The following is a 19,249-nucleotide window of genomic DNA, read 5'->3' on the forward strand; positions in this document are numbered from 1 at the left end:
CCTCCTGCGTCATTCCTTCTTCTCGGAAAGATCTAGGACATCTTCACCGCCCTTCGGTACGATCGACTGCTGGCCCGCAGGTGGCATCGTTGGTGTAAGGACTGAAGCCGTATTTGTGTCCGTCGAGACAGTAAGGAATGCAAGGTGCGCTTCGTACCGGTCGAGCACATCGTCTATCACCTGTTGCCGGGTCAGGCCCATCAGATCGTACCCGCCTGAACCGATCTGGGTAAAGACCTCGAGGCGGTAGTAGACATCGGTCTCCCGCGACATGCGTCCGCTGAACATCGGCACCGGGGCCTCGACGAGCGCGACCTGATAGTGGAAGGCCCGGAACGTGTTCATCGACACCCGCAATACAGGCTCCTCGATGCCCTTCGCGTTGGTCATAGACGTCTGTTCGACCTCGTAGTCCTGGCTCCGGAATTCACGGTCGATGGCAATGCCGCGTGGGGCAAGGCGTGCTCGATCGACGACCCTGAATGCGAAGCCTGCCAGTAAGCGGCGATCAAGGAGAAATATGATGCTCAACTGGGCAGAGACGAATACGTCGGCGAAACAGCCGACTGCCATGGACGGCGAAGCGGATGCGACGGGCCTTGGCGATATAGAACGTGGCGGAGCGCGCGTTTCCGTCGATGACAAACGCATGATCAATGCGCGCGCCGACGTGAAGCAGCTCTTGCCGCTCAAATATCGCTGGGCGTGGGAAAAGTACCTTTCAGGCTGCAACAACCACTGGATGCCGACAGAGGTCTCGATGCAGGCCGACATCGCGCTGTGGAAGTCGAAAGATGGCCTCACCGACGACGAGCGTCGCATGCTCAAGCGCAATCTCGGTTTCTTCGCCGCGTCGGAGAGCCTTGTTGCCAACAACATTGTGCTCGCGATCTATCGCCACCTGACCAATCCGGAGTGCCGTCAGTACCTGCTGCGGCAGGCGTTTGAGGAGGCAATCCACACCCACACATTCCAGTACATCGTCGAAAGCCTCGCGTTGGACGAGGGTGAACTGTTCAACATGTACCGTGAGGTGCCGTCGATCACCGATAAGGCGGCGTGGGCGCTGAAGCACACCCAGAGCCTCGATGATCCCGACTTCAAGACGGGGACGCCGGAGACCGATCAGGCATTCTTGCGCGACCTTGTTGCCTTCTACGTGATCTTCGAAGGCATGTGGTTCTACACGGGCTTTGCACAGATCTTGTCGCTTGGCCGCCGCAACAAGATGGTCGGCATTGCCGAGCAGTACCAGTACATCCTACGTGACGAGTCGATCCATCTGAACTTCGGGATCGACGTGATCAACCAGATCAAGATCGAGAACCCGCATCTGTGGACGCAAGCGTTCCAGGACGAAGTGCGCGGCATGATCACCGAAGCTGCAGCGCTTGAGGCGGCCTATGGACGTGACACGATGCCCCGCGGCTTCCTTGGCCTCAACGCAGCGCTCTGCGAGCAGTACATGCAATTCATCGCCAACCGTCGCTGCGCCCAACTCGGCCTCGCGCCTGTATTCGCGGAGACGGAAAACCCGTTCCCGTGGATGTCCGAAGCGATGGACCTGAAGAAGGAAAAGAACTTCTTCGAAACCCGCGTCATCGAATATCAAAACGGCGGGGCGTTGAGCTGGGATTGAGACCCTAAAAAAACCGCAGCCGAGCGTGTGATGTCCCGTGCGGCTGATGGCATCGCAGCACCAGCATAACGGCGAAACGATTTGCCGAATTTCAAGCTGTCGCGTTTTCGGGTGGGCATGTCGTTTTCGCGCTCACCCCGAAGATGCCCGTGTGATCTGATCAGGTCGTTCAAGGTGCCTTCCGACGTCGTGTCGGCAGGATAATTGGGAAGCCGGTGTCCTCAAGAAGAGAAAGCCGGCGCTGCCCCCGCAACGGTAGCGAAGCGTGTCCGTCGTCAGGGTTTTTGGGACAACTGGCGGGGTGAGCTAACGGAGGCTCTGGCCCATCAGGATTGTCATGTTAGGCTGCCGCTTCTCGATGAAGCAAGCGGCGTTGTCTGATGGTTTCGCGTTTGATCCTTTCCCTTTCCAGCATGATGATGTCGCCGCGCCCGAAGTAGACATCGGCTGGTGTGAGATTGCTGATGCTCTCATGGTAGCGGCGATGGTTGTAATGATCGACGAAGGCCGCGATCTGCCGCTCGAGATCGCCCGGCAGGAAGTAGTTTTCGAGCAGGATGCGGTTCTTCAGCGTCTGATGCCAGCGCTCGATCTTGCCCTGTGTCTGGGGATGGCAGGGAGCACCGCGGGTGTGGTCCATGCCCTTGTCCGACAGCCAGGCGGCGAGGTCGGAAGAGACGTAAGACGGGCCATTGTCGGACAACAGCCGAGGCCGCCGCATGACCCTGGCGTTGTCGCAACCGGAAGCCTGCAGCGCCATGGTCAGCGTGTCGGTGACGTCCCCGGCCTTCATCGTGGTGCACAGCTTCCAGGCGATGATGTAGCGGGAGAAGTCATCGAGCACGGTCGACAGATAGAACCATCCCCAGCCGATGACCTTCAGATATGTGAAGTCGGTCTGCCAGAGCTGGTTCGGCGCCGTCGTCTTGTCATGGAACTCGTCGGCGGCCTTGATGACGATGAAGGCCGGGCTGGTGATCAGGTCGTGCGCCTTGAGCAGGCGGTAGACCGAGGATTCCGAGACGAAGTAGCCCCTCGTGTCGGTGAAGGTGACCGCCAGTTCCCGTGGCGACAGCTCCGGCTCGTTCAACGCCAGCTCAATGATCTGATCGCGTTTCTCCTCGGGGATGCGGTTCCAGACCCGGTTCGGCCGGGGCCTGCGATCCTCCAGCGCATCGACACCGCCGGCCAGGAAACGGTCATACCAGCGATTGAAGGTCGAGCGCGGAATACCGAGTTTTTGCAGCGTGCGCCGCGCCGACAGATGCGACTGCTCGACGAGCCGAATGATCTCCAGCTTCTCGGATGCGGGGTATCTCATTCGTCGTCGCCCCCATCCGCAATCATGCTTTTTTTAAGAATCCGCAGTTCCAGCGCCTGCTCGGCGACGACCTCCTTGAGATCGCGCGCCTCCTTGCGCAGAACCTTCACCTCGTCGCTGGTGGCGGCGCGCGCCGTATCCCCGGCAAGCCGCTTCTTGCCGGCTTCCAGGAATTCCTTCGACCAGGTGTAATAAAGGCTCTCCGCGATCCCCTCGCGCCGGCACAGCGCCGCGATCGACTCTTCGCCGTGCAAGCCCTCCAGCACGATGCGGATCTTCTCCTCGGCCGAATATTGCTTGCGGGTTGCGCGGCGGATGTCTTTGATGACCTGCTCTGCCGGCGCTTTCCCGGTTCCGGATTTCTGTCTCATCTTCGCTCCTTTGAAAGGCTACGATGAACCAGAAATCCTCCGTTCTCAGTTAAGCCGATTTGGTCCCATCAGTGCTGACGCCGGACATGTTGCTAAAGCTACATTGCAACTGCAACGTATCTTTGGAGGTCAGATTCAAGGCATCTGCAAAACTGGCCTCATTCCTCATCGTACGCGCCCGGGCATCGGTTTTTCAGCTCACCGTAGACTCAGCCGCTCTCAAGCGTTTCTATTCCCAAACAGAGGTGGTCCCGCCCACTGAGACAGTTTGGCGGCTCGAACTGGCTTGCCTGATCCGTGTTGGATATTTCCGGTGCCATGGCGGGCGATCGCCTCTTCGAGGGCACGCCATCGTTTTAACGTATGATCCCAGGCCAAAAGCCAAGCCCCATATAGGCTCCTAACATTATGGCGTCCTCGACAAAGTCGCCTGAAAAGGATTGTTCGACCGGAGCGAACGGTTTGACACAATTTTCCAATTGGACTGGTTTAAGGGTGCTCCATATCTTCGCGCCATTACTTAAACGGGTGCGATTTGAGAACGTCTTCCTTGTTTCAACTGACGGCATTTCCGCCTCTGGTCGACCGACTGCTGCCGGGGTTTACATTGGTTGCCATTGTCACGGCCGCCGCTTACGGCCTGCGTCAGATGCCGGGCTTTTCGGGCTTCAGCCCGATGTTCTCGGCGATCCTGATCGGGATGGTCTTTGCCAATTTTACTTCCGTCCCTGCTCAGGCTGTCCCTGGCGTCTCGCTCATGGGCAAGAAACTGCTACGCCTTGCCGTCGCCTTCCTCGGTTTGCAGCTGACGCTGACTCAGATCGGCGAGGTTGGCCTCGCCGGCATGCTCGCGATCTCCTTTGTCGTTCTGTCGACCTATACGTTCACGGTTATCGCCGCACCTCTCCTCGGCGTTGATGCTGGCCTCGGACGTCTCCTTGCCGCCGGCACCTCGATCTGCGGCGCATCCGCAATTGCTGCCGCAAATGCTGTCGAGCAGGCCAAGGACGAAGACGTCTCCTACGCCGTCGCGTGCGTCACGCTGTTCGGCACCATCGCGATTGCTGCCTATCCGGTCATCGCGCGTATGATGGAACTCGACGCCTTCGCCTTCGGCTTCTGGACTGGCGCGTCGGTGCATGAGGTTGCGCAAGTGGTGGCCACCGGCTTCCAGCTCGGCGATCAGGCCGGCGAAATGTCGGTCGTCGTCAAGCTGTCGCGCGTTCTTCTTCTCGCACCGCTACTGATGGCGGTTGCCTTCCTCGCGCACCGTCGCACCAACCGCAAGGGTGCCAGCGTATCGACCGGCTCGATCGTGCCCGTATTCGTCATCGGCTTTATCGTCCTGATGCTCGCCAACACCGCCGGCATCGTGCCGGAGATGATCCGCACCTGCATCGTTCAGGCGACGCCGGTCGCATTGACTGCTGCGCTCGGCGCGCTCGGTCTGGGCACCAGCTTCAAAGCCCTCAAGGCACGCGGAATCCGCCCTTTGCTGCTTGCCGGTATCGCGTCGGTCTTCATTTCCGTGTTAAGCGTCGCAATGCTGCCTTTGATCACCTGAGGAATTGCTCTGGCCTTTACATGACACTTGAACAGCTTCGCATTTTTGTTGCCGTTGCCGAGTTGCAGCACGTCACCCGTGCTGCCGAGCGGCTCCACCTGACCCAGTCGTCGGTATCGAGCGCGATCTCGACGATCGAGGAGCGGCATCAGGTTAAGCTGTTCAACCGTGTCGGGCGGCGGATCGAACTGACGGCCGAGGGCACACACTTTCTCGATTCAGCGCGTGCCGTTCTGGCGGAAATGCGCAGCGCCGAAGCGACTCTCGATGACCTCTCGCATGTCCGTCGCGGAACGCTGTCGATCTTTGCCAGTCAAACGATAGCAAGCTTCTGGCTGCCTCCTCTACTTGTCGGCTATCGAGCAAAATTCCCCAACATTAACCTCAAGGTCGCAATCGGCAATACTGCCGAATGCACTTCGGCGGTTAGCGAGGGCCATGCCGAGCTTGGCTTCATCGAAGGCGAGATCGACCTCCCAGCGCTTTATATGAGCGCTGTGGCGCGGGACAAGCTGGTTGTTGTAGTGTGTCGTGACCATTGGTGGGCCAAAGCTCCGCCGAAAACGCTGGCGCAATTGCTGCAAACCGATTGGGCTTTGCGCGAGCCGGGTTCAGGCACCCGCTCTAGCTTTGAAGGTGCGCTGCACGCCAAAGGCGTTGAGCCGCGCGATCTCAACGTCGTTCTCGAACTACCGTCCAATGAAGCCCTGTGCACCGCCGTTGGCGTCAGCAATCTTGCAACCGCCGTTTCTGTGTCAGCGGCCTGTGCCGGTATAGAAAGCGGAAGGCTCGTCGCGTTGCCGCTAGACATCGGCCAACGCGCATACCGCCTCATCCGCCACAAGGAACGCCGGCTCAGCCGCTCGGCGCAAGCTTTTCTGAATACATTGCCAGAGGGCTGATCATACACTGGTCGTTCTATCAAAAAGGCCCCAACGAGATCGAAGGGGCCTTTGTTTGAATGAACTATTAGATCAGTTCGACATAACCGTCGGTAACCAGAGCGCAATCTGCGGGAATATCATCAGGATGATGAGACACCCGAGTAGGAGGAGAGCGTAGGGCAAGGTGCCGATCATCGCATCGCGAAGGGGGACCCCTGAGACGCCTTGCAGCACGAAGATGTTGAGCCCGACCGGCGGAGATACCAGAGCCAGCTCCATGTTGATGGCAAAGACCACCGCAAACCAGATCGGATCATAACCCATCGCCACAACCAGCGGCACCAGAAGCGGGACCGTCATGATTGTGATCGCCGCTCCATCCATGAAGGTGCCGAGAAGTAGGAGCAGGATATTGATGATCAGCATCACCTGCCACGGTTCCAGCCCCGTATCCTGCACAAGATTGATGACGCTGGAGGATAGGTTCATCATCGTTGATGCGCGCGCCAGAATGAGACCGCTGAAGATGATGAAGCCGAGCATGCTGGTAGTGCGCACTGCCTGAACGAGAATGTCCGGCAGATCTTTTCCCTTGATTGTTTTCAGCACAAAGAAGCCAATCAGCAGCGCGACGACTGCACCCAGACCACCTGCCTCTGTCGGCGTGACCACGCCGAAGATGATGCCGCCGACAACAGTCGTGATTAGGAGAAGTCCAGTCCACGCGTTGCGCAGCGCCAGCATCTTCTCGGCCTTGCTTGGCACATGTTCATATTCTGCCGATGGGGTCAGTGATGGAACCATCTTGAACAGAATGGTGTTGAACAGGACCACGACCACAACGACCATGATCCCCGGCACGATGCCAGCCATAAACAACTTGCTGATCGACGTTTCCGTCATCACGCCGTAGACGATGAAGAGGTTACTAGGCGGAATCAACATGCCGAGCGTTCCACCGACGGCGACGGCGCCGATACCAAGGCGCATGTTATGACCGCGCTTGCGCATTTCGGGTAGGATGAAACCGCCGACAGCGGCCGCTGTTGCAACCGACGAACTCGACATCGCGGCGAAGATACCGCACGAAATGACCGCTGCGGAATGCAGTGCACCCGGGATGCGGTGGAGCCATTTCACGACAAAATCGACGATCGTATTGCCGATGCCCGACGCCGTGATCGCCGAGCTCATAAGCATGAACAGCGGAATCGCCAGCAGGTTGAAATGTGAGAGCTCATGGACGGCAGTGGTGCCGGACATGATTATAACCGTGTTCACGCCGCCGACATAGAGCAACCCCAGCAAGCCGACGATCGCCAGGGCGATCGATACTGGAAGGCCGAGGAAGATCGCAAACAGCATGCCTATGAAAAAGATGAAGCCTAATAGACCAAGGGACACAGGGGCTATTCCTTGCGCGGCTGACCGCCGTGACGATCAGAATTTGAAGAAGGCTCCGCATGGCCAAGCGCATCGTCAATCGACAGATTTGCCAGAACTGCTTCACCGCGGACTCGGCTGATCAGATCGGACAGGAGCACGAAGACGTAGATGAGCGAGCCAAGCGGAATGACCGCCATGAAGATCCAGAACGGCATCGGATAGCGTCCGAGCGTGACACGTCCGGTGTTGAAGTAGCGCATGGTCATCATCGTGGTCATGATCACGAGCAATGCCATGAAGATGACGCTTATGACCGGTATCACATAATGCTGCATAACCTGGACAAAGCGCTTGTTGCCGATGACTTCGAGGATCTCGACCGCGACGTGCTGGCCGGCGATATACGCGCCGGCCAATCCAAGAAACGTCACAACGAGAAAGACGAAGCCGCCAGCCTCGGTTATTAGCGCAAGGTCAGCTCCAAAGCCGTAGCGTGCGAATGCATTGATCGTCACGCCAATGGCAACGATCAACAGGATCCATCCACCAACTTGTTCCATGAAGCTCGACAGCGCGCCAATCGTCCCGCGGAAGCGACTGTTCAAATTCATCGCGTCTTGCTCGCAATGTCGACATATGGCTGCAGGTCAGGTCGCGCCTTTAGCGCTTCGGCGAATATCGGTTCCATCTGCTTCTGGAACGCGCCGCGCTGTTCCGGCGTTAAAATATGAACCTTCACGCCTGCGTCTTCCCACTTATTCATGCAGGAAACTTCATCGTCTTCGATCATGTCCGACCATTCCTGGTCTTCCATCTTGGCGGCGGCGTCCATGACGACCTTCTGCAGGTCTTCCGGCAGCGAAGCGAGGAAGTCAGCATTCATACCCATGCCTTCGCCCCCTTGCGACATGTCGGCAAAGGTCACATATTTGAGATGCTCCGACCAGCCCCGCGAAATATGCGCCGCACAGTTGGTGGTGATGCCATCGATCACGTTACGCTCAATCGCCGCATCGACCTCGCCCAGCGCAACGCTCAGCGGATTTGCGCCCATAGAAGATAGAAGCTGGCTAATCGTGCCGCCAAGGCTGCGCAGGCGCTGACCCGAGAAGTCCTCCGGCTTCTCAAAGAACGCGGTCTTATGCATGATATGCAGCGCGCCCTTGTGGTAGAAATTCAACAGCTTAATGTTGTACTTCTCATATTCGACGTCGAGCATCTCCTTGATGCCGCCCTCCATCGCGCGACGGAAGTGCTGCGCGTTATCGAACATGAACGGGTAAGTGTAGTATTCAAGCTGCGGAATGTTTCCGGTCTGGTAGTTGGTAGACATGGTCGCGACGTCCACGACACCGCCCTCGACTGCTTCCAGCGCCTCGCGACCCGTGATCAACGTTTCGGCCGGATACACCAGCACCTTAATGCGACCTTCGGAGTTCTTCTCGATCTCCGAGACGAAGGTACGGATGCCGGCTGCCTGGATGTGAACATCCGGGTAATGATGCGCCAGCTTCATGGTGAATTCCTGCGCCATGGCACCGGATGCCATCGCGCAGCTCATTGTGCCCGCTGCAAGCGCGGCCCAGATATAACCCTTCATGCTCTCCTCCCTGGTAGATGCGGGTTGACGGTACTTTTCATTCCTCCCGGGACGTCTGAAGGCGTCCCGATGAATTCAGGTGATGCGGCCCTGCCCTTCGACGTTGATGCGCATGCGTTCCTGGCAAAGATCGATCCAGTCGCAAAGAAGCTTGCGCGTCTTGCGAGGTTCGATGATGTCGACAATCAGGAACCGCTCTGCAGTCCGCAGCGGCGAACTCAGGCGATTGTAGTGCTCCTCCAGTTCCTGACGGCGCGCAACCGGATCGGGCGCGGCGGCAATGTCGCGCTTGTAAGCGGCAGCGACACCGCCTTCAATCGGGATCGAACCCCATCGTGCCGACGGCCAGCCAAAGCGGTGGTTCAACGGGCGACGGTGACCATCCATGCCGTATTGCGCGCCGTGTAGCCCACCGGCCAGACCGAATGCACGTCGGACCACGATACTGACCCACGGCACTTTGGCCTTCTCGATTACCTTCATCACCCGCAGCGCGCCGCGCAGCGTTCCGGCGCGTTCGGCTTCTGGGCCAGTCATGTTTCCCGGCTGGTCAACGAAGTTGATGACTGGCAGATGGAAGCGGTCGCAGAGTTCAACAAAACGCTCGATCTTCGTCGCCGATGACAAGGTCATCGCACCGCCAGCCTCTCGCGGATCGCCGATCATGATGCCGACCGGCACACCGTTGAGTCGAGCGAGCTGCGTGATGACCGAGCGGCCATAATAGCGGCCAATTTCAAACAGGCTGTCGCAATCACAAATGGCCGCCACGATCTTGCGCGGGTCATAGACCTTGCGGCGATTGCGCGGGATCACCGTGTCGAGGAATTCCTCCTCGCGATCCACCGGGTCGTCACATGGAACGCGCTTGGGCAGCGACCAGACATTTTGCGGCAAATAGGAAAGGAACTTGCGCACCTGCTCCAAAGCGTCGGCTTCATCGATTGCTTCATTGTCGACGAGACCGCTGTGGCGGGCATGAACCTTGTAGCCGCCGAGCTCGTTCTTATCGATATCGATCCCAAGCGCCTGCTTGACGACGGGAGGCCCGGCGGCGAACACCTGACTTGTGTCGCGGACCATGATCGAAAAGTGCGAGGCGAGCACTTTAAGTGCCCCCAGCCCGGCACAGGAACCGAGTGCCACGCCAACCACCGGAACACTTTCCAGCAGTGGGAAGACCGGCCATTTCGAATAGTCAGGAAAGCGTGTCGTTTGGTTCTGGTCAAGCAGCTTGACGCTCCCGCCCGCCGTATCGACGAGGCGAATGAGCGGATTAGCGGTCTCCAGCGCCAGGCGCTCAAGATAGATCCACTTGTCCGGGTTTGCAGCTTCCGACGATCCACCGCGAATGGTGAAATCGTCCGCTGCGACGCAGATATGCCGACCGTTGACCTGTCCGCTACCGACCACAGAATTTGCCGGCGTGAACTCTGCCAGTTCTCCATCGTCGTCATACTTTGCTTTACCGGTCAGCGAACCAAATTCGCGAAAACTTTCCTCGTCGCAAAGTCGTGCAATACGCTCGCGCGCAGTCATCTTGCCGAGACCATGCTGGTATTCGACAGCGGTCGGGCCGCCCATCGCCTCGGACAAGGCACGACGGCGACGAAGATCTGCAACTTCCGCCGACCAGTCCTGCTGCTCGATCTTGGCTTCAGAAGCTGAAGTGTTCGTACTCATGCGCGCACCGCCTTGCGCTCGTCAAACGCATCGAGACCGTGCTGCATGATCGCTCCGTCGCGGGCGAGGTCGTGCAGCGCGTTATCCGAGATCCCGAGCACGCGCTGAAGCACCGCAAACGTATCTTCACCAACCTCGTGACCGAGATGGCGGATCGAACCTGGTGTGGCTGACAGCTTCGGCACAACACCTGCGACAGTCACTTCACCCAAGGTCTCGTGTGGGACAGGAACCAGCATATCGCGCTCACGGAAATGCGGGTCCTCAAAAATATCGGCAATCGTGTAGACCAACGAGGTCGGGACGCCGGCAGCTTCCATACGCTCAGCAGCCTCACGCGCGGTAACCGTGGTCGCCCACTCGGCAACCTCAGCGTCGAGCGCCTCATGGTTGGTGTTGCGGCCGCGAATAGTTGTGTAGCGCGGATCCTCAAGAAGGTCGGCGCGATCCATCGCGCGCGCCATACGCTTGAAAACGGCGTCATTGTTTGCAGCGATCAAAACGTAATTGCCGTCGCTACCGCGGTAGAGATTGTTCGGCGCGGTGCCCGGTAAACGAGAACCCTGGCGCATCGGAACAACGCCGGTGCGATCATAATCAGGAACGACCGATTCCATCATCGAGAAGGCTGCTTCGTACAGCGCTGCATCGACGACCTGCCCAACACCCGTCTTCTGGGCATTTAGCAAGGCCATCATCGCGCCAAAGGCGGCATAGACGGAGGTCAGATAGTCGGTTGCAGCCAGTGCAGTTCGTGACGGCGGACGGTCGGGATCGCCAGTCATGTGACGCACGCCGGCAAAAGCCTCGCAAATTGCGCCATAACCGGGCTTGGCAGCGTAAGGCCCAGTTTGGCCATAGCCACTAATACGCACGAGAACGAGCTTTGGATTGTCCTTAGACAGGACATCATAGCCCAGGTTCAGTCGCTCAAGCGTGCCCGGCCGAAAATTCTCGACGACAATATCGGCCTCGTTGATCAACTTGAGCAGAAGGTCGCGTCCTGCCTCGGTCTTGATGTTGATCGAGACGGCTTCCTTGTTGCGCAGGATCGCCGAGCCGTAGAGCGAAACGCCCTTGTCCTGACCGCCGATGCTGCGGACGGAATCGCCCTCCCTCGGCTCAACCTTGATCACCTCGGCACCGAAGTCACCCATCAGCCGCGCACAAGCCGGACCCGCGATCGTGCTGCAGAGCTCGATGACGCGGTAACCGGCCAGCGGCCCCGTTGCTGTCAGGCAAGACGTCTCTGATAGTTTCTCGATGCAACTCATATTTCAATCCGCCTCAATTTGCTTCCGTCACAAAACTGAGCGAACCTCCATAAGGTTGTCAATCAAATTGTTTCCATAACGATTGTTGACAATCCTACACAAATGATCAAGTTTTGCGACGGATATGGTTTCGGCCGTGACGACCCGTCGTCTTCGGCTGTGGGGAGGAACATGGATCACGAACAACGCAAGGCGCATGCGCTCGCGATGGGCGGTGAAAAGAAGCTGGCGCAGCGCAAGGCTGCCGGCATTCTCAACGCCCGCGAACGTATGGCACTTCTCTTCGACAACGGTCAGTTTCATGAGGCCGGGTTGTTTGCCACGAGCGAGCGGCCGGAACATCGCGAAAAGACCCCGGCCGACGCAAAGGTCGTCGGGTTCGGCCAGATCGGCGGGCGCAATGGTGCGGCCGTTTCAAACGACCTGACCGTCATGGGTGCATCCAGCAGCACCGTTAACGGACGCAAGATCGCCTATGCCAAGGACATCGCAACACGCAACGGCATGCCGCTCGTGTTTCTCGGGGAATCATCAGGTGGCCGCATCCCTGACAATATGGGCGCGCGCGGCATGGGCGCGTCGGCATGGGATGCACATCAATATGTGCGCACACGCGAAACGCCATGGGCCAGCGCTGTGCTTGGTCCTTGCTTCGGATCGTCCGCCTGGTACACCTGCCTTGCCGATTTTGCGGTGATGCGCAAAGGCGGAACGCTCGCTGTTGCAAGCCCCAAGGTAACGTCCAAGGCGATCGGCCAGGACATTTCCGAGGAAGAACTCGGCGGCTGGCAGATGCACCAGCAATATTCGGGTCTGATCGATCAGGTGGTGGACACGGATGAGGAAGCGATCGAGGCGATCCGCACCTTCCTCAGCTACATGCCGTCCAACGCAAATGAAGCCCCCCCAACCGTTGGCGCCCGCGCACCGGCAACTGCCCCCGCCAAGCTGAACGAACTCGTCCCCGTCGACCGTGCCCGTGTCTACAACATGGCACGCGTCATCGAGGCGGTGGTCGATGGCGGCAGCTTCTTCGAGATGAAGCGAAAGTTCGCGCCGAACCTTCTTACTGGTCTTGCGCGGATCGATGGTCGCTCGGTCGGCATCATCGCCAATAATCCGATGCAGAAGGGCGGCGCGGTTGACTACGACGCGTGCGACAAGGCAATCTCATTCATCGTCCTCTGCGATTCCTTCCACATCCCGATCGTCATGCTGGTCGACCAGCCGGGCTTTCTGGTCGGCCTGCAAGGCGAGCGCCGTGGCATGCCCGGCAAAATCATGAGCAACATTCAGGCGCTACAAATGGCAAGCGTGCCGAAGATCTCGGTCGTCCTGCGCAAGACCTATGGTGCGGCCTTCGTCAACATGGGTGGCGGGCGCAACTCTGACGAGTTTGCGCTTTGGGATCGCGCCGAAGTCAGCTTCATGGACCCTGGTATTGCCGTCGGCATCGCTCTTGGCGTCGACCATGAAAAGGAGCCCGAGCGCTATGAAGCGCTGAAGGCACAACTGAACGCCGACAGTTCCCCCTATGAAATCGCTGGCATGTTCAGCGCGCAAGCGGTGATCCAACCGCACGAAACGCGCGACTACATCGCTTCATCTCTGGCGATCCACACCCGCGCCATCAGCGGCGGCAAGGGCAAAAGACTTCTCAGCGTATGGCCGTATAGATGATCTCTGAAAAACATTTCCGCCGTATCCTTATTGCCAATCGTGGTGCCGCAGCATCGCGTCTCCTTCGCGGCATTCACGCGCTAGGTCGCGAAGCGGTCGTGATCTACTCGCCTGCCGATGCAGATCTCCCCTACGTTGCCAAGGCTGACCATGCCGTCGCATTGGAAGGCAACCGCCCTTCGGAAGGCTATCTCGATCAAGACGCAATCCTTGAAGCTGCGCGCGAGTCCGGCGCGGACGCCATCCATCCCGGATGGGGCTTTCTTTCCGAGAACCCAACCTTTGCGCAGCGTGTTGTTGAAGCTGGCCTTTCATTCATCGGCCCCTCGGCTGAAGTCATCGCCATAATGGGCGAAAAGACCCGCGCCCGGACCACGATGGCGGACGCTGGTTTGCCGATGGTACCTAGCAGCGATCTTCTCTCAGCTGATCCGACCGAAATTCTGAACGCGGGCGATGCCCTCGGCTATCCGCTTCTGGTCAAACCGGCCAATGGCGGTGGCGGCATAGGCATGACACCGGTACATGATCGCGATCAACTGGTTGATGCTGTCAGCCGCGCCCGCGCTGTTGCGCAACGTGCCTTTGGCGATGACGAGGTATTTCTCGAGCGCCTGCTCGTAAATCCGCGCCACATCGAATTCCAAATTGCAGCTGATCAAACCGGCGCATCCGCGAACATCTTTGAGCGCGATTGCTCAGTTCAGCGGCGTCATCAGAAGGTGCTGGAAGAGGCCCCGGCCCCGCGGATTTCCCGAAGTGAAGTCGATGCGATGGGTGATCGCGTTGCGATCGCTGTCTCGCGCATTGGTTATCACACCGTCGGGACCGTCGAGATGCTCTATCATCCCGACGTCGGCTTCTCCTTCCTTGAAATGAATACCCGCCTTCAGGTTGAGCATGGCGTGACCGAAGACGTGACCGGCATCGACCTCGTCGCGGTGCAGATCCGTCTTGCCGAGGGTGCGCGTCTTGCCGACGTTCTCGATACACCTCGCCTTAACGGAACCGCCATCGAGGCCCGCATCTACGCCGAAGATCCGGTTCGGTTCCTCCCCTCACCCGGTCAGATATCGACGCTCGATTTTCCTGCTGTCGAGGGCGTGCGTATAGAGAGCGGCTACGTCGCCGGCAATCGCGTGACACCGTTCTATGACCCTATGGTCGCCAAGGTAATCGCGTCGGCGAACGACCGTCAGACTGCGATCAAACGCCTTCGCGAGGCGCTTGCCGGCACGACGATCGAAGGCATCAAGACGAACATTCCGTCCCTCATCCACGTGCTGGATTCCAGCGCTTTTCGCGAGGGACGCGTCCACACCGGCATGATTGCCGAACTTGGAAAGGCAAACTGATCCCATGGCAAAGACAATCGACGTAATCGCAAACCTCACAGGCATCGTCTGGCAAGTTGATGTTGCTGCTGGCGACCGCGTGGCCGAAGATGACCCGATCATCACGCTCGAATCGATGAAAATGGAAATCCCGGTTTGCGCGCCCGAAGACGGTGAAGTTGTCGAAATCCTCGTGGGCAAGGATGACCCCGTCGAGGAAGGACAGGTCATCGCACGTCTCAGTGCCGCTTAAGTGCCGCAGGAGTTATCATGCAAACGCTCTCAGAAACCAGCCAACTCAGCCGCAGCCACTCGCTGGCACTTAAGATCGGTGCCGTTATTGCCGCCAACATTCTGCTGATCGCCTCCGCCAAGGTGCAGATTGCCTTCTGGCCGGTGCCGATGACTATGCAGACCCTCGTCGTCGTCGGCCTTGGTCTTGCACTCGGCTTCCGTCTTGGCCTTGCTGCAATAGGCCTCTACCTGATCGAGGGCATGCTTGGCTTTCCGGTTTTCGCCGGTACGCCCGAACGCGGCATTGGCCTTGCCTATATGGTTGGCCCGACAGGCGGCTATCTGATTGGCTTCGCCCTTGCTACCGCCATGATCGGCCTCATGGCTGATCGCGGTTTTGCGCGTGGGCTCGTCGGCACAACGATTGCCGTCCTCCTCGGCCACGTTGTCATCCTCGCTGCCGGTGCAGCTTGGCTTGCCTCGATCGGCGGCTGGCAGATGGCATGGTTGGCAGGCACACTTCCGTTCCTGCCGGGTACAGCTCTGAAGTCGGCGATCGCCGCCCTTCTTGGCTCCCATCTAGGACGCCTGCGTCGTAGCTTGCGTTAAGTGACCGACATATATGGGCACAAATGTCGCTTCGCGGCGGCGCCTGCGTGCTTTATGACGTGGTTGCCTTCACGTCCGGTTTTCCGATAGGCCAGTGAGGTCCCGAAGTTGGGCGACGAGATGACGACGATCAAATACGGACTTGCCCTTGAGCAGTTGTCACTGGGATTGCGCCCGGCCGGTGCGATGCTAAGCGTGCCGGAGCAAATCGCCGACCGCATCTGCACCGCAATACTCTCTGGCGAACTGAAGCCGGGACAGCGGGTCGCGGAAATTCCGCTGGCCCAGTCGTTCAATGTAAGCCGCGGTCCTGTGCGCGAAGCGCTCCGGATTCTTGAGCACGAAGGCCTTGTCACCTTCTCTCCCCGCCGTGGCGCACAGGTCACTGAGCTTACGCCCGAAGAAGTCGAGCAGCTCTTCGATATTCGCGCAGCGCTCTCGGCCCTCGCCGCCCAAAGCGCCGCCCGCCAAATTAGCGCCGAAGAGCTCGCTCTCCTCGGCAAGATCACTGCCCAGTTGCAAGAGGTCGCTGACTCCAGTGAAGAGGTCAATGACTACACGATCCTTAGCGCGCAGGCCGGCCAGATACTTGCCCGTTCGGCCAACAATCCCCGCCTGCAAGCGATGATCCAGTCTCTGTCACGCCAAACTCTGCGCTACGCCCAACTTGGCCTCTCTACCCGCCAGCGTCGCCAAGAGTCCGCAAAATCTTGGCGTTCTCTTTTCGAAGCCATCAAAGCCGGTGACAGCGAACGTGCCCGTCAAATCAACGTAGCGACGATCATGAGATCTAAGGAAGCAGCCTTAAAATTGCTACGTGGAGAATAATAGCAGTCGTCGCCAGGGTGCCGCGTCCTGCCCGCAGATCAGCGCGAACCCACGCGACCTTGTATGGCAGGGTGCGACTACGAACGCTCGGTAAGACGGTCAATTAGCGATCACTGTGAAGCGCATATGCAACTTCCATGTCAACTGTAGCGCCAACTCTTAGAGCATGCTCTACCTTGATGGCTGTATTCGGCGCTCATGGCCGGCCAGAGAGCGAGCTAAGAAAGAATGTTTACCGGAAATCAGTTACGGCGCGAACGCCGACATGGGAAGCAACTTTGCTCAACGCGCCTAATGAACGGGAGCTATCCCGCCTGCGGCGCTTGATTGAGGACTGTCCTCTAGCGACCCGGAGATCGCCGAAACGGAAATGTGAAATCATGTCAGCTTACGGGAAGGAGGAGCCGAATGGCGAACGCCCGTCTTGGGGTCGGAAAATGATGTCATCGGTTCGGTTACAACCCGAGCATGGAGCTGATCTCCATCACTCGCGAGCGTATTACCGAGCCGCAGTTGAGACGCTTGAAACGCCGTCGGAACCGATCCTTTGCATTCGGAAACTGGTCTACGCGGATGGTATGCCGTTAATGCACGACGCAACCTACCTCGCGGTGGATGCTAATGAAGCGATGATCGAAGAAACTGGGTCTAGATGCTGAAATAGGTGCTACATGGATTCTGGGGTTCGATTCCCAGCCGGCATTTAGCAGCCGCGCATGGCAGCAGGACCACACAATCCGGGCGAAAAGAGGACCCCAATCTGAAGCTTCCGCATCGTTCCGGCACCGCGGGGAGATCAAATCCTTACCACGCAATCCCTCCAGCACAATGCGGATCTTCTCCTAAGCGCCATACTGCTTGCGGGCCGCCCGGCGGATGTCCTTGATGACCTGTTCCGCAGTGCTTTCCCTGTCGCGGATTTCTGTCTCATCTTTGCTCCTCTGAAAGTCTAAGATGAACCAGAAATCCTCCGTTCTCAGTTGAGCCGATTTCCATCAGTGCTGACGCCAGAGGATGTCAGCTAGTCGACCCCCCAGACTTCAATGAGTGCCTCTAGGGTCTCGAATTCATATTGGAACTCAACTCTGCGATCCGACGGCTCCGAATGGACAATCCACTTGTTTCGTTCTGCGTCTTCCCTTTGAATCTCTCCGAAGCCAAGTGGGTGCCTGTGCCAGAACTGCGTCTTCACGGGGCAATAATTGTACAATGGCCACTCGGCAGTATTTGCCAGGAAAGCTCGGTCGAACACTTTTCGTTCCTCCTTTGCCCGCTGAGGACATCCCGACGTTCCTTCGCTCTCAGATGAATGGCATCGATCAGGAACTGCCTGGGATCTGGGTGGATCATTGCCTCTTGGGAAAGTTTGGAAATAGTAACATGGTCAAGCTGAATATAGGGGCGAAGTTCCGGATCGAAAGAGAGGTTGTTCCATGGTGATTCTTGAATAATCATTTTAGTTCCTTTTATAAAAATGTTCAGTAGTAATAATAGTTGTGCGACCTAACGTTCGCTACTAATACGCACCCCTTCGGTAAGGTATGAAATGCGGAGTGCGTCGATGTTCTTGAATGACGAAGCCATTGCGCGAGCTTTCACAATGGCCGTGAACGTCAGGGCGATCATCGTGCCGCCCAATCAGACAGTTTCGCTGTCGGGCATGGTTTTCACCCTGTACTCGCCGATATACTCGCCGTGATCCCAGAAAAATCCGTGCGGGTGCTGCAGGTAGAAGCCGCGTGGCAGACGGTAGAGCGTGAGCAAAGCGGTGTTTGATCCTCGGGCTCTTGCATCAGTGTTGACATAGCGACGCTGTGCTCTGTCAACAAAGATGTCGCCGAGTTTGCTCCCGTAGTGCCCGTTGAAGTCGAGCTGATCGATGACGACCTTGTTGGTATCGTCAACGAGAACGAGGGTTCCATTGGAAGCTCCGGCGATGCGGGCAGCCTGACGGTATTCCCTCCAGGGCAAAGGTCCGTTCGGGCGGTAAGTTTTTAGCAGGACGCCTTCTGACGCGGGAAATGCGAGCTTTCCTGTCTGAAGATCCTCGACGATGCGGTCGATCAGGATGGTGGGACGCAAACGTGTTTTCATCATTTTTACTCCTTCTTGATGAATTCCAGGTCTCTGGCGCGGCGTTGATCGCCCCGCTGCAGCCGTGCTGAAGCAGGTGATGATCAACAGGGTTCGCGGACAGCCGATCAGCGGTCTGCGACTTGCCAGGTTTAAAGATGTGGGAGCCCGTCCGACGGGCAGCGTCGGGGCTTAGCTTATCAAGCTTATGTCGTATGTATTGAACATAGTCGCCTCCATAGTCGAGCGCGTCGCCTTACAGCATCGGCGCTAACTCTAGGAAGCCGCACTCTGGAAAGTATTGCAAGGGGCGGTGAAGAAAAAATGTAATAATTTTTCGCGTGACTGTTAAATCCACAAAGGTCCAAGTTTAATTCAAAAGCAATACGGAGGACGAAACGCGCAGGTGTAACCCTAAGCTCAGGCGTTACAGACGTTCCTAAATCGTTGCCTTTAGCGCGTTGGGTTGGAATGCGTGATGCTATTACACCGTCGGGCCCAGTGCTATCGCCGCTAGCATGGCTGCTGCGGGTGCCGAAGGCGCTCCGGCTCGTGCCATCGGCAGAAAGCGCAGGCATAACGCGCAGCAACCGGCATGCTAACGGCTCCGCACCGCAGTCAGTTGTATGCGACTCGATAACAGTGTGTAGAAGCCCGCGATCCGGCGGTCTGAGGTGGTGCCGGTTTTTGAGACAGGGGCATAAGGTGGATCGCCCAATGGAAAGGACGATCCAGCATGAAGACACGCAGACGGTTTACTGCCGAGTTC

At 58.0% G+C, this 19,249-nt stretch carries 17 protein-coding genes and 1 riboswitch; of the genes, 8 read left to right on the top strand and 9 right to left on the bottom strand.

Annotation, left to right across the window (positions count from 1 at the left end; all coding sequences use genetic code 11):
- Positions 1-9 precede the first annotated feature (9 nt).
- Complete coding sequence (locus tag IOD40_RS13430) at positions 10-531, bottom strand: hypothetical protein (protein WP_198477086.1); 522 nt, start codon at positions 529-531, stop codon at positions 10-12.
- Between IOD40_RS13430 and IOD40_RS13435 the strand changes: the two genes are divergently transcribed.
- Positions 524-1,639 (top strand): ribonucleotide-diphosphate reductase subunit beta, encoded by a 1,116-nt coding sequence (locus tag IOD40_RS13435; protein ID WP_198477114.1) that lies wholly within the window; start codon positions 524-526, stop codon positions 1,637-1,639. The genes IOD40_RS13430 and IOD40_RS13435 overlap by 8 nt on opposite strands.
- A gap of 155 nt (positions 1,640-1,794) precedes the next feature.
- Positions 1,795-1,980, top strand: a riboswitch (cobalamin riboswitch).
- On the opposite strand, the gene IOD40_RS13440 is transcribed toward IOD40_RS13435, so the two are convergent.
- Positions 1,980-3,331, bottom strand: a protein-coding gene (locus tag IOD40_RS13440; protein ID WP_198477087.1) for an IS3 family transposase whose coding sequence is annotated in 2 segments (ribosomal slippage) — positions 1,980-2,995 and positions 2,995-3,331 — 1,353 coding nt in all. Because the reading frame shifts where the segments join, the coding sequence is not laid out codon by codon here. Its footprint overlaps the riboswitch before it by 1 nt.
- Positions 3,332-3,881: 550 nt before the next feature.
- Between IOD40_RS13440 and IOD40_RS13445 the strand changes: the two genes are divergently transcribed.
- On the top strand, positions 3,882-4,895 hold the full coding sequence (locus IOD40_RS13445) for a YeiH family protein (protein ID WP_233713984.1): 1,014 nt from the start codon (positions 3,882-3,884) through the stop codon (positions 4,893-4,895).
- 20 nt (positions 4,896-4,915) lie between these two features.
- A complete protein-coding gene (locus IOD40_RS13450; protein WP_198477088.1) occupies positions 4,916-5,797 on the top strand; it encodes a LysR family transcriptional regulator in 882 nt (293 codons plus the stop codon).
- 72 nt (positions 5,798-5,869) lie between these two features.
- On the opposite strand, the gene IOD40_RS13455 is transcribed toward IOD40_RS13450, so the two are convergent.
- From IOD40_RS13455 to IOD40_RS13475, 5 genes are all read right to left on the bottom strand, one after another.
- Positions 5,870-7,183 (bottom strand): TRAP transporter large permease, encoded by a 1,314-nt coding sequence (locus IOD40_RS13455; protein ID WP_198477089.1) that lies wholly within the window; start codon positions 7,181-7,183, stop codon positions 5,870-5,872.
- Positions 7,184-7,188: 5 nt separating this feature from the next.
- Entirely contained in the window at positions 7,189-7,776 is a 588-nt protein-coding gene (locus IOD40_RS13460) for a TRAP transporter small permease (protein ID WP_198477090.1), read from the bottom strand.
- Complete coding sequence (locus tag IOD40_RS13465; RefSeq protein ID WP_198477091.1) at positions 7,773-8,765, bottom strand: TRAP transporter substrate-binding protein; 993 nt, start codon at positions 8,763-8,765, stop codon at positions 7,773-7,775. Before IOD40_RS13465 ends, IOD40_RS13460 begins: the two co-directional genes overlap by 4 nt.
- 75 nt (positions 8,766-8,840) lie before the next feature.
- A complete protein-coding gene (locus IOD40_RS13470) occupies positions 8,841-10,448 on the bottom strand; it encodes an acyl-CoA carboxylase subunit beta (RefSeq protein ID WP_198477093.1) in 1,608 nt (535 codons plus the stop codon).
- Entirely contained in the window at positions 10,445-11,722 is a 1,278-nt protein-coding gene (locus IOD40_RS13475) for a CaiB/BaiF CoA transferase family protein (protein WP_198477094.1), read from the bottom strand. The genes IOD40_RS13470 and IOD40_RS13475 overlap by 4 nt, the downstream gene beginning before the upstream one ends.
- A gap of 171 nt (positions 11,723-11,893) precedes the next feature.
- Between IOD40_RS13475 and IOD40_RS13480 the strand changes: the two genes are divergently transcribed.
- The 5 genes from IOD40_RS13480 (at position 11,894) to IOD40_RS13500 (ending at position 16,407) form a co-directional block, all read left to right on the top strand.
- Positions 11,894-13,402, top strand: coding sequence for an acyl-CoA carboxylase subunit beta (locus IOD40_RS13480; protein ID WP_198477095.1), 1,509 nt, complete (start codon positions 11,894-11,896; stop codon positions 13,400-13,402).
- Entirely contained in the window at positions 13,399-14,757 is a 1,359-nt protein-coding gene (locus IOD40_RS13485; protein WP_198477096.1) for an acetyl-CoA carboxylase biotin carboxylase subunit, read from the top strand. Before IOD40_RS13480 ends, IOD40_RS13485 begins: the two co-directional genes overlap by 4 nt.
- A 4-nt stretch (positions 14,758-14,761) precedes the next feature.
- Positions 14,762-14,989: an acetyl-CoA carboxylase biotin carboxyl carrier protein subunit gene (locus IOD40_RS13490; RefSeq protein ID WP_198477097.1), complete on the top strand. Its 228-nt coding sequence runs from the start codon at positions 14,762-14,764 to the stop codon at positions 14,987-14,989.
- Positions 14,990-15,006: 17 nt separating this feature from the next.
- The gene (locus tag IOD40_RS13495) at positions 15,007-15,579 is read left to right on the top strand and encodes a biotin transporter BioY (protein ID WP_198477098.1); all 573 of its coding nucleotides are present in this window, start codon (positions 15,007-15,009) and stop codon (positions 15,577-15,579) included.
- 120 nt (positions 15,580-15,699) lie between these two features.
- On the top strand, positions 15,700-16,407 hold the full coding sequence (locus IOD40_RS13500; protein ID WP_198477099.1) for a GntR family transcriptional regulator: 708 nt from the start codon (positions 15,700-15,702) through the stop codon (positions 16,405-16,407).
- A 1,188-nt stretch (positions 16,408-17,595) separates the two neighbouring features.
- Here IOD40_RS13500 and IOD40_RS13505 read toward each other — a convergent pair.
- Both IOD40_RS13505 and IOD40_RS13510 read right to left on the bottom strand, forming a co-directional pair.
- On the bottom strand, positions 17,596-17,862 hold the full coding sequence (locus IOD40_RS13505; RefSeq protein WP_198477100.1) for a hypothetical protein: 267 nt from the start codon (positions 17,860-17,862) through the stop codon (positions 17,596-17,598).
- A gap of 183 nt (positions 17,863-18,045) precedes the next feature.
- Positions 18,046-18,501 (bottom strand): hypothetical protein, encoded by a 456-nt coding sequence (locus IOD40_RS13510; protein WP_210336909.1) that lies wholly within the window; start codon positions 18,499-18,501, stop codon positions 18,046-18,048.
- Positions 18,502-19,249 lie beyond the last annotated feature (748 nt).

Origin of the sequence: Aquamicrobium zhengzhouense (assembly GCF_016124105.1) — a bacterium.
In the GTDB taxonomy this organism is placed as follows: domain Bacteria; phylum Pseudomonadota; class Alphaproteobacteria; order Rhizobiales; family Rhizobiaceae; genus Aerobium; species Aerobium zhengzhouense.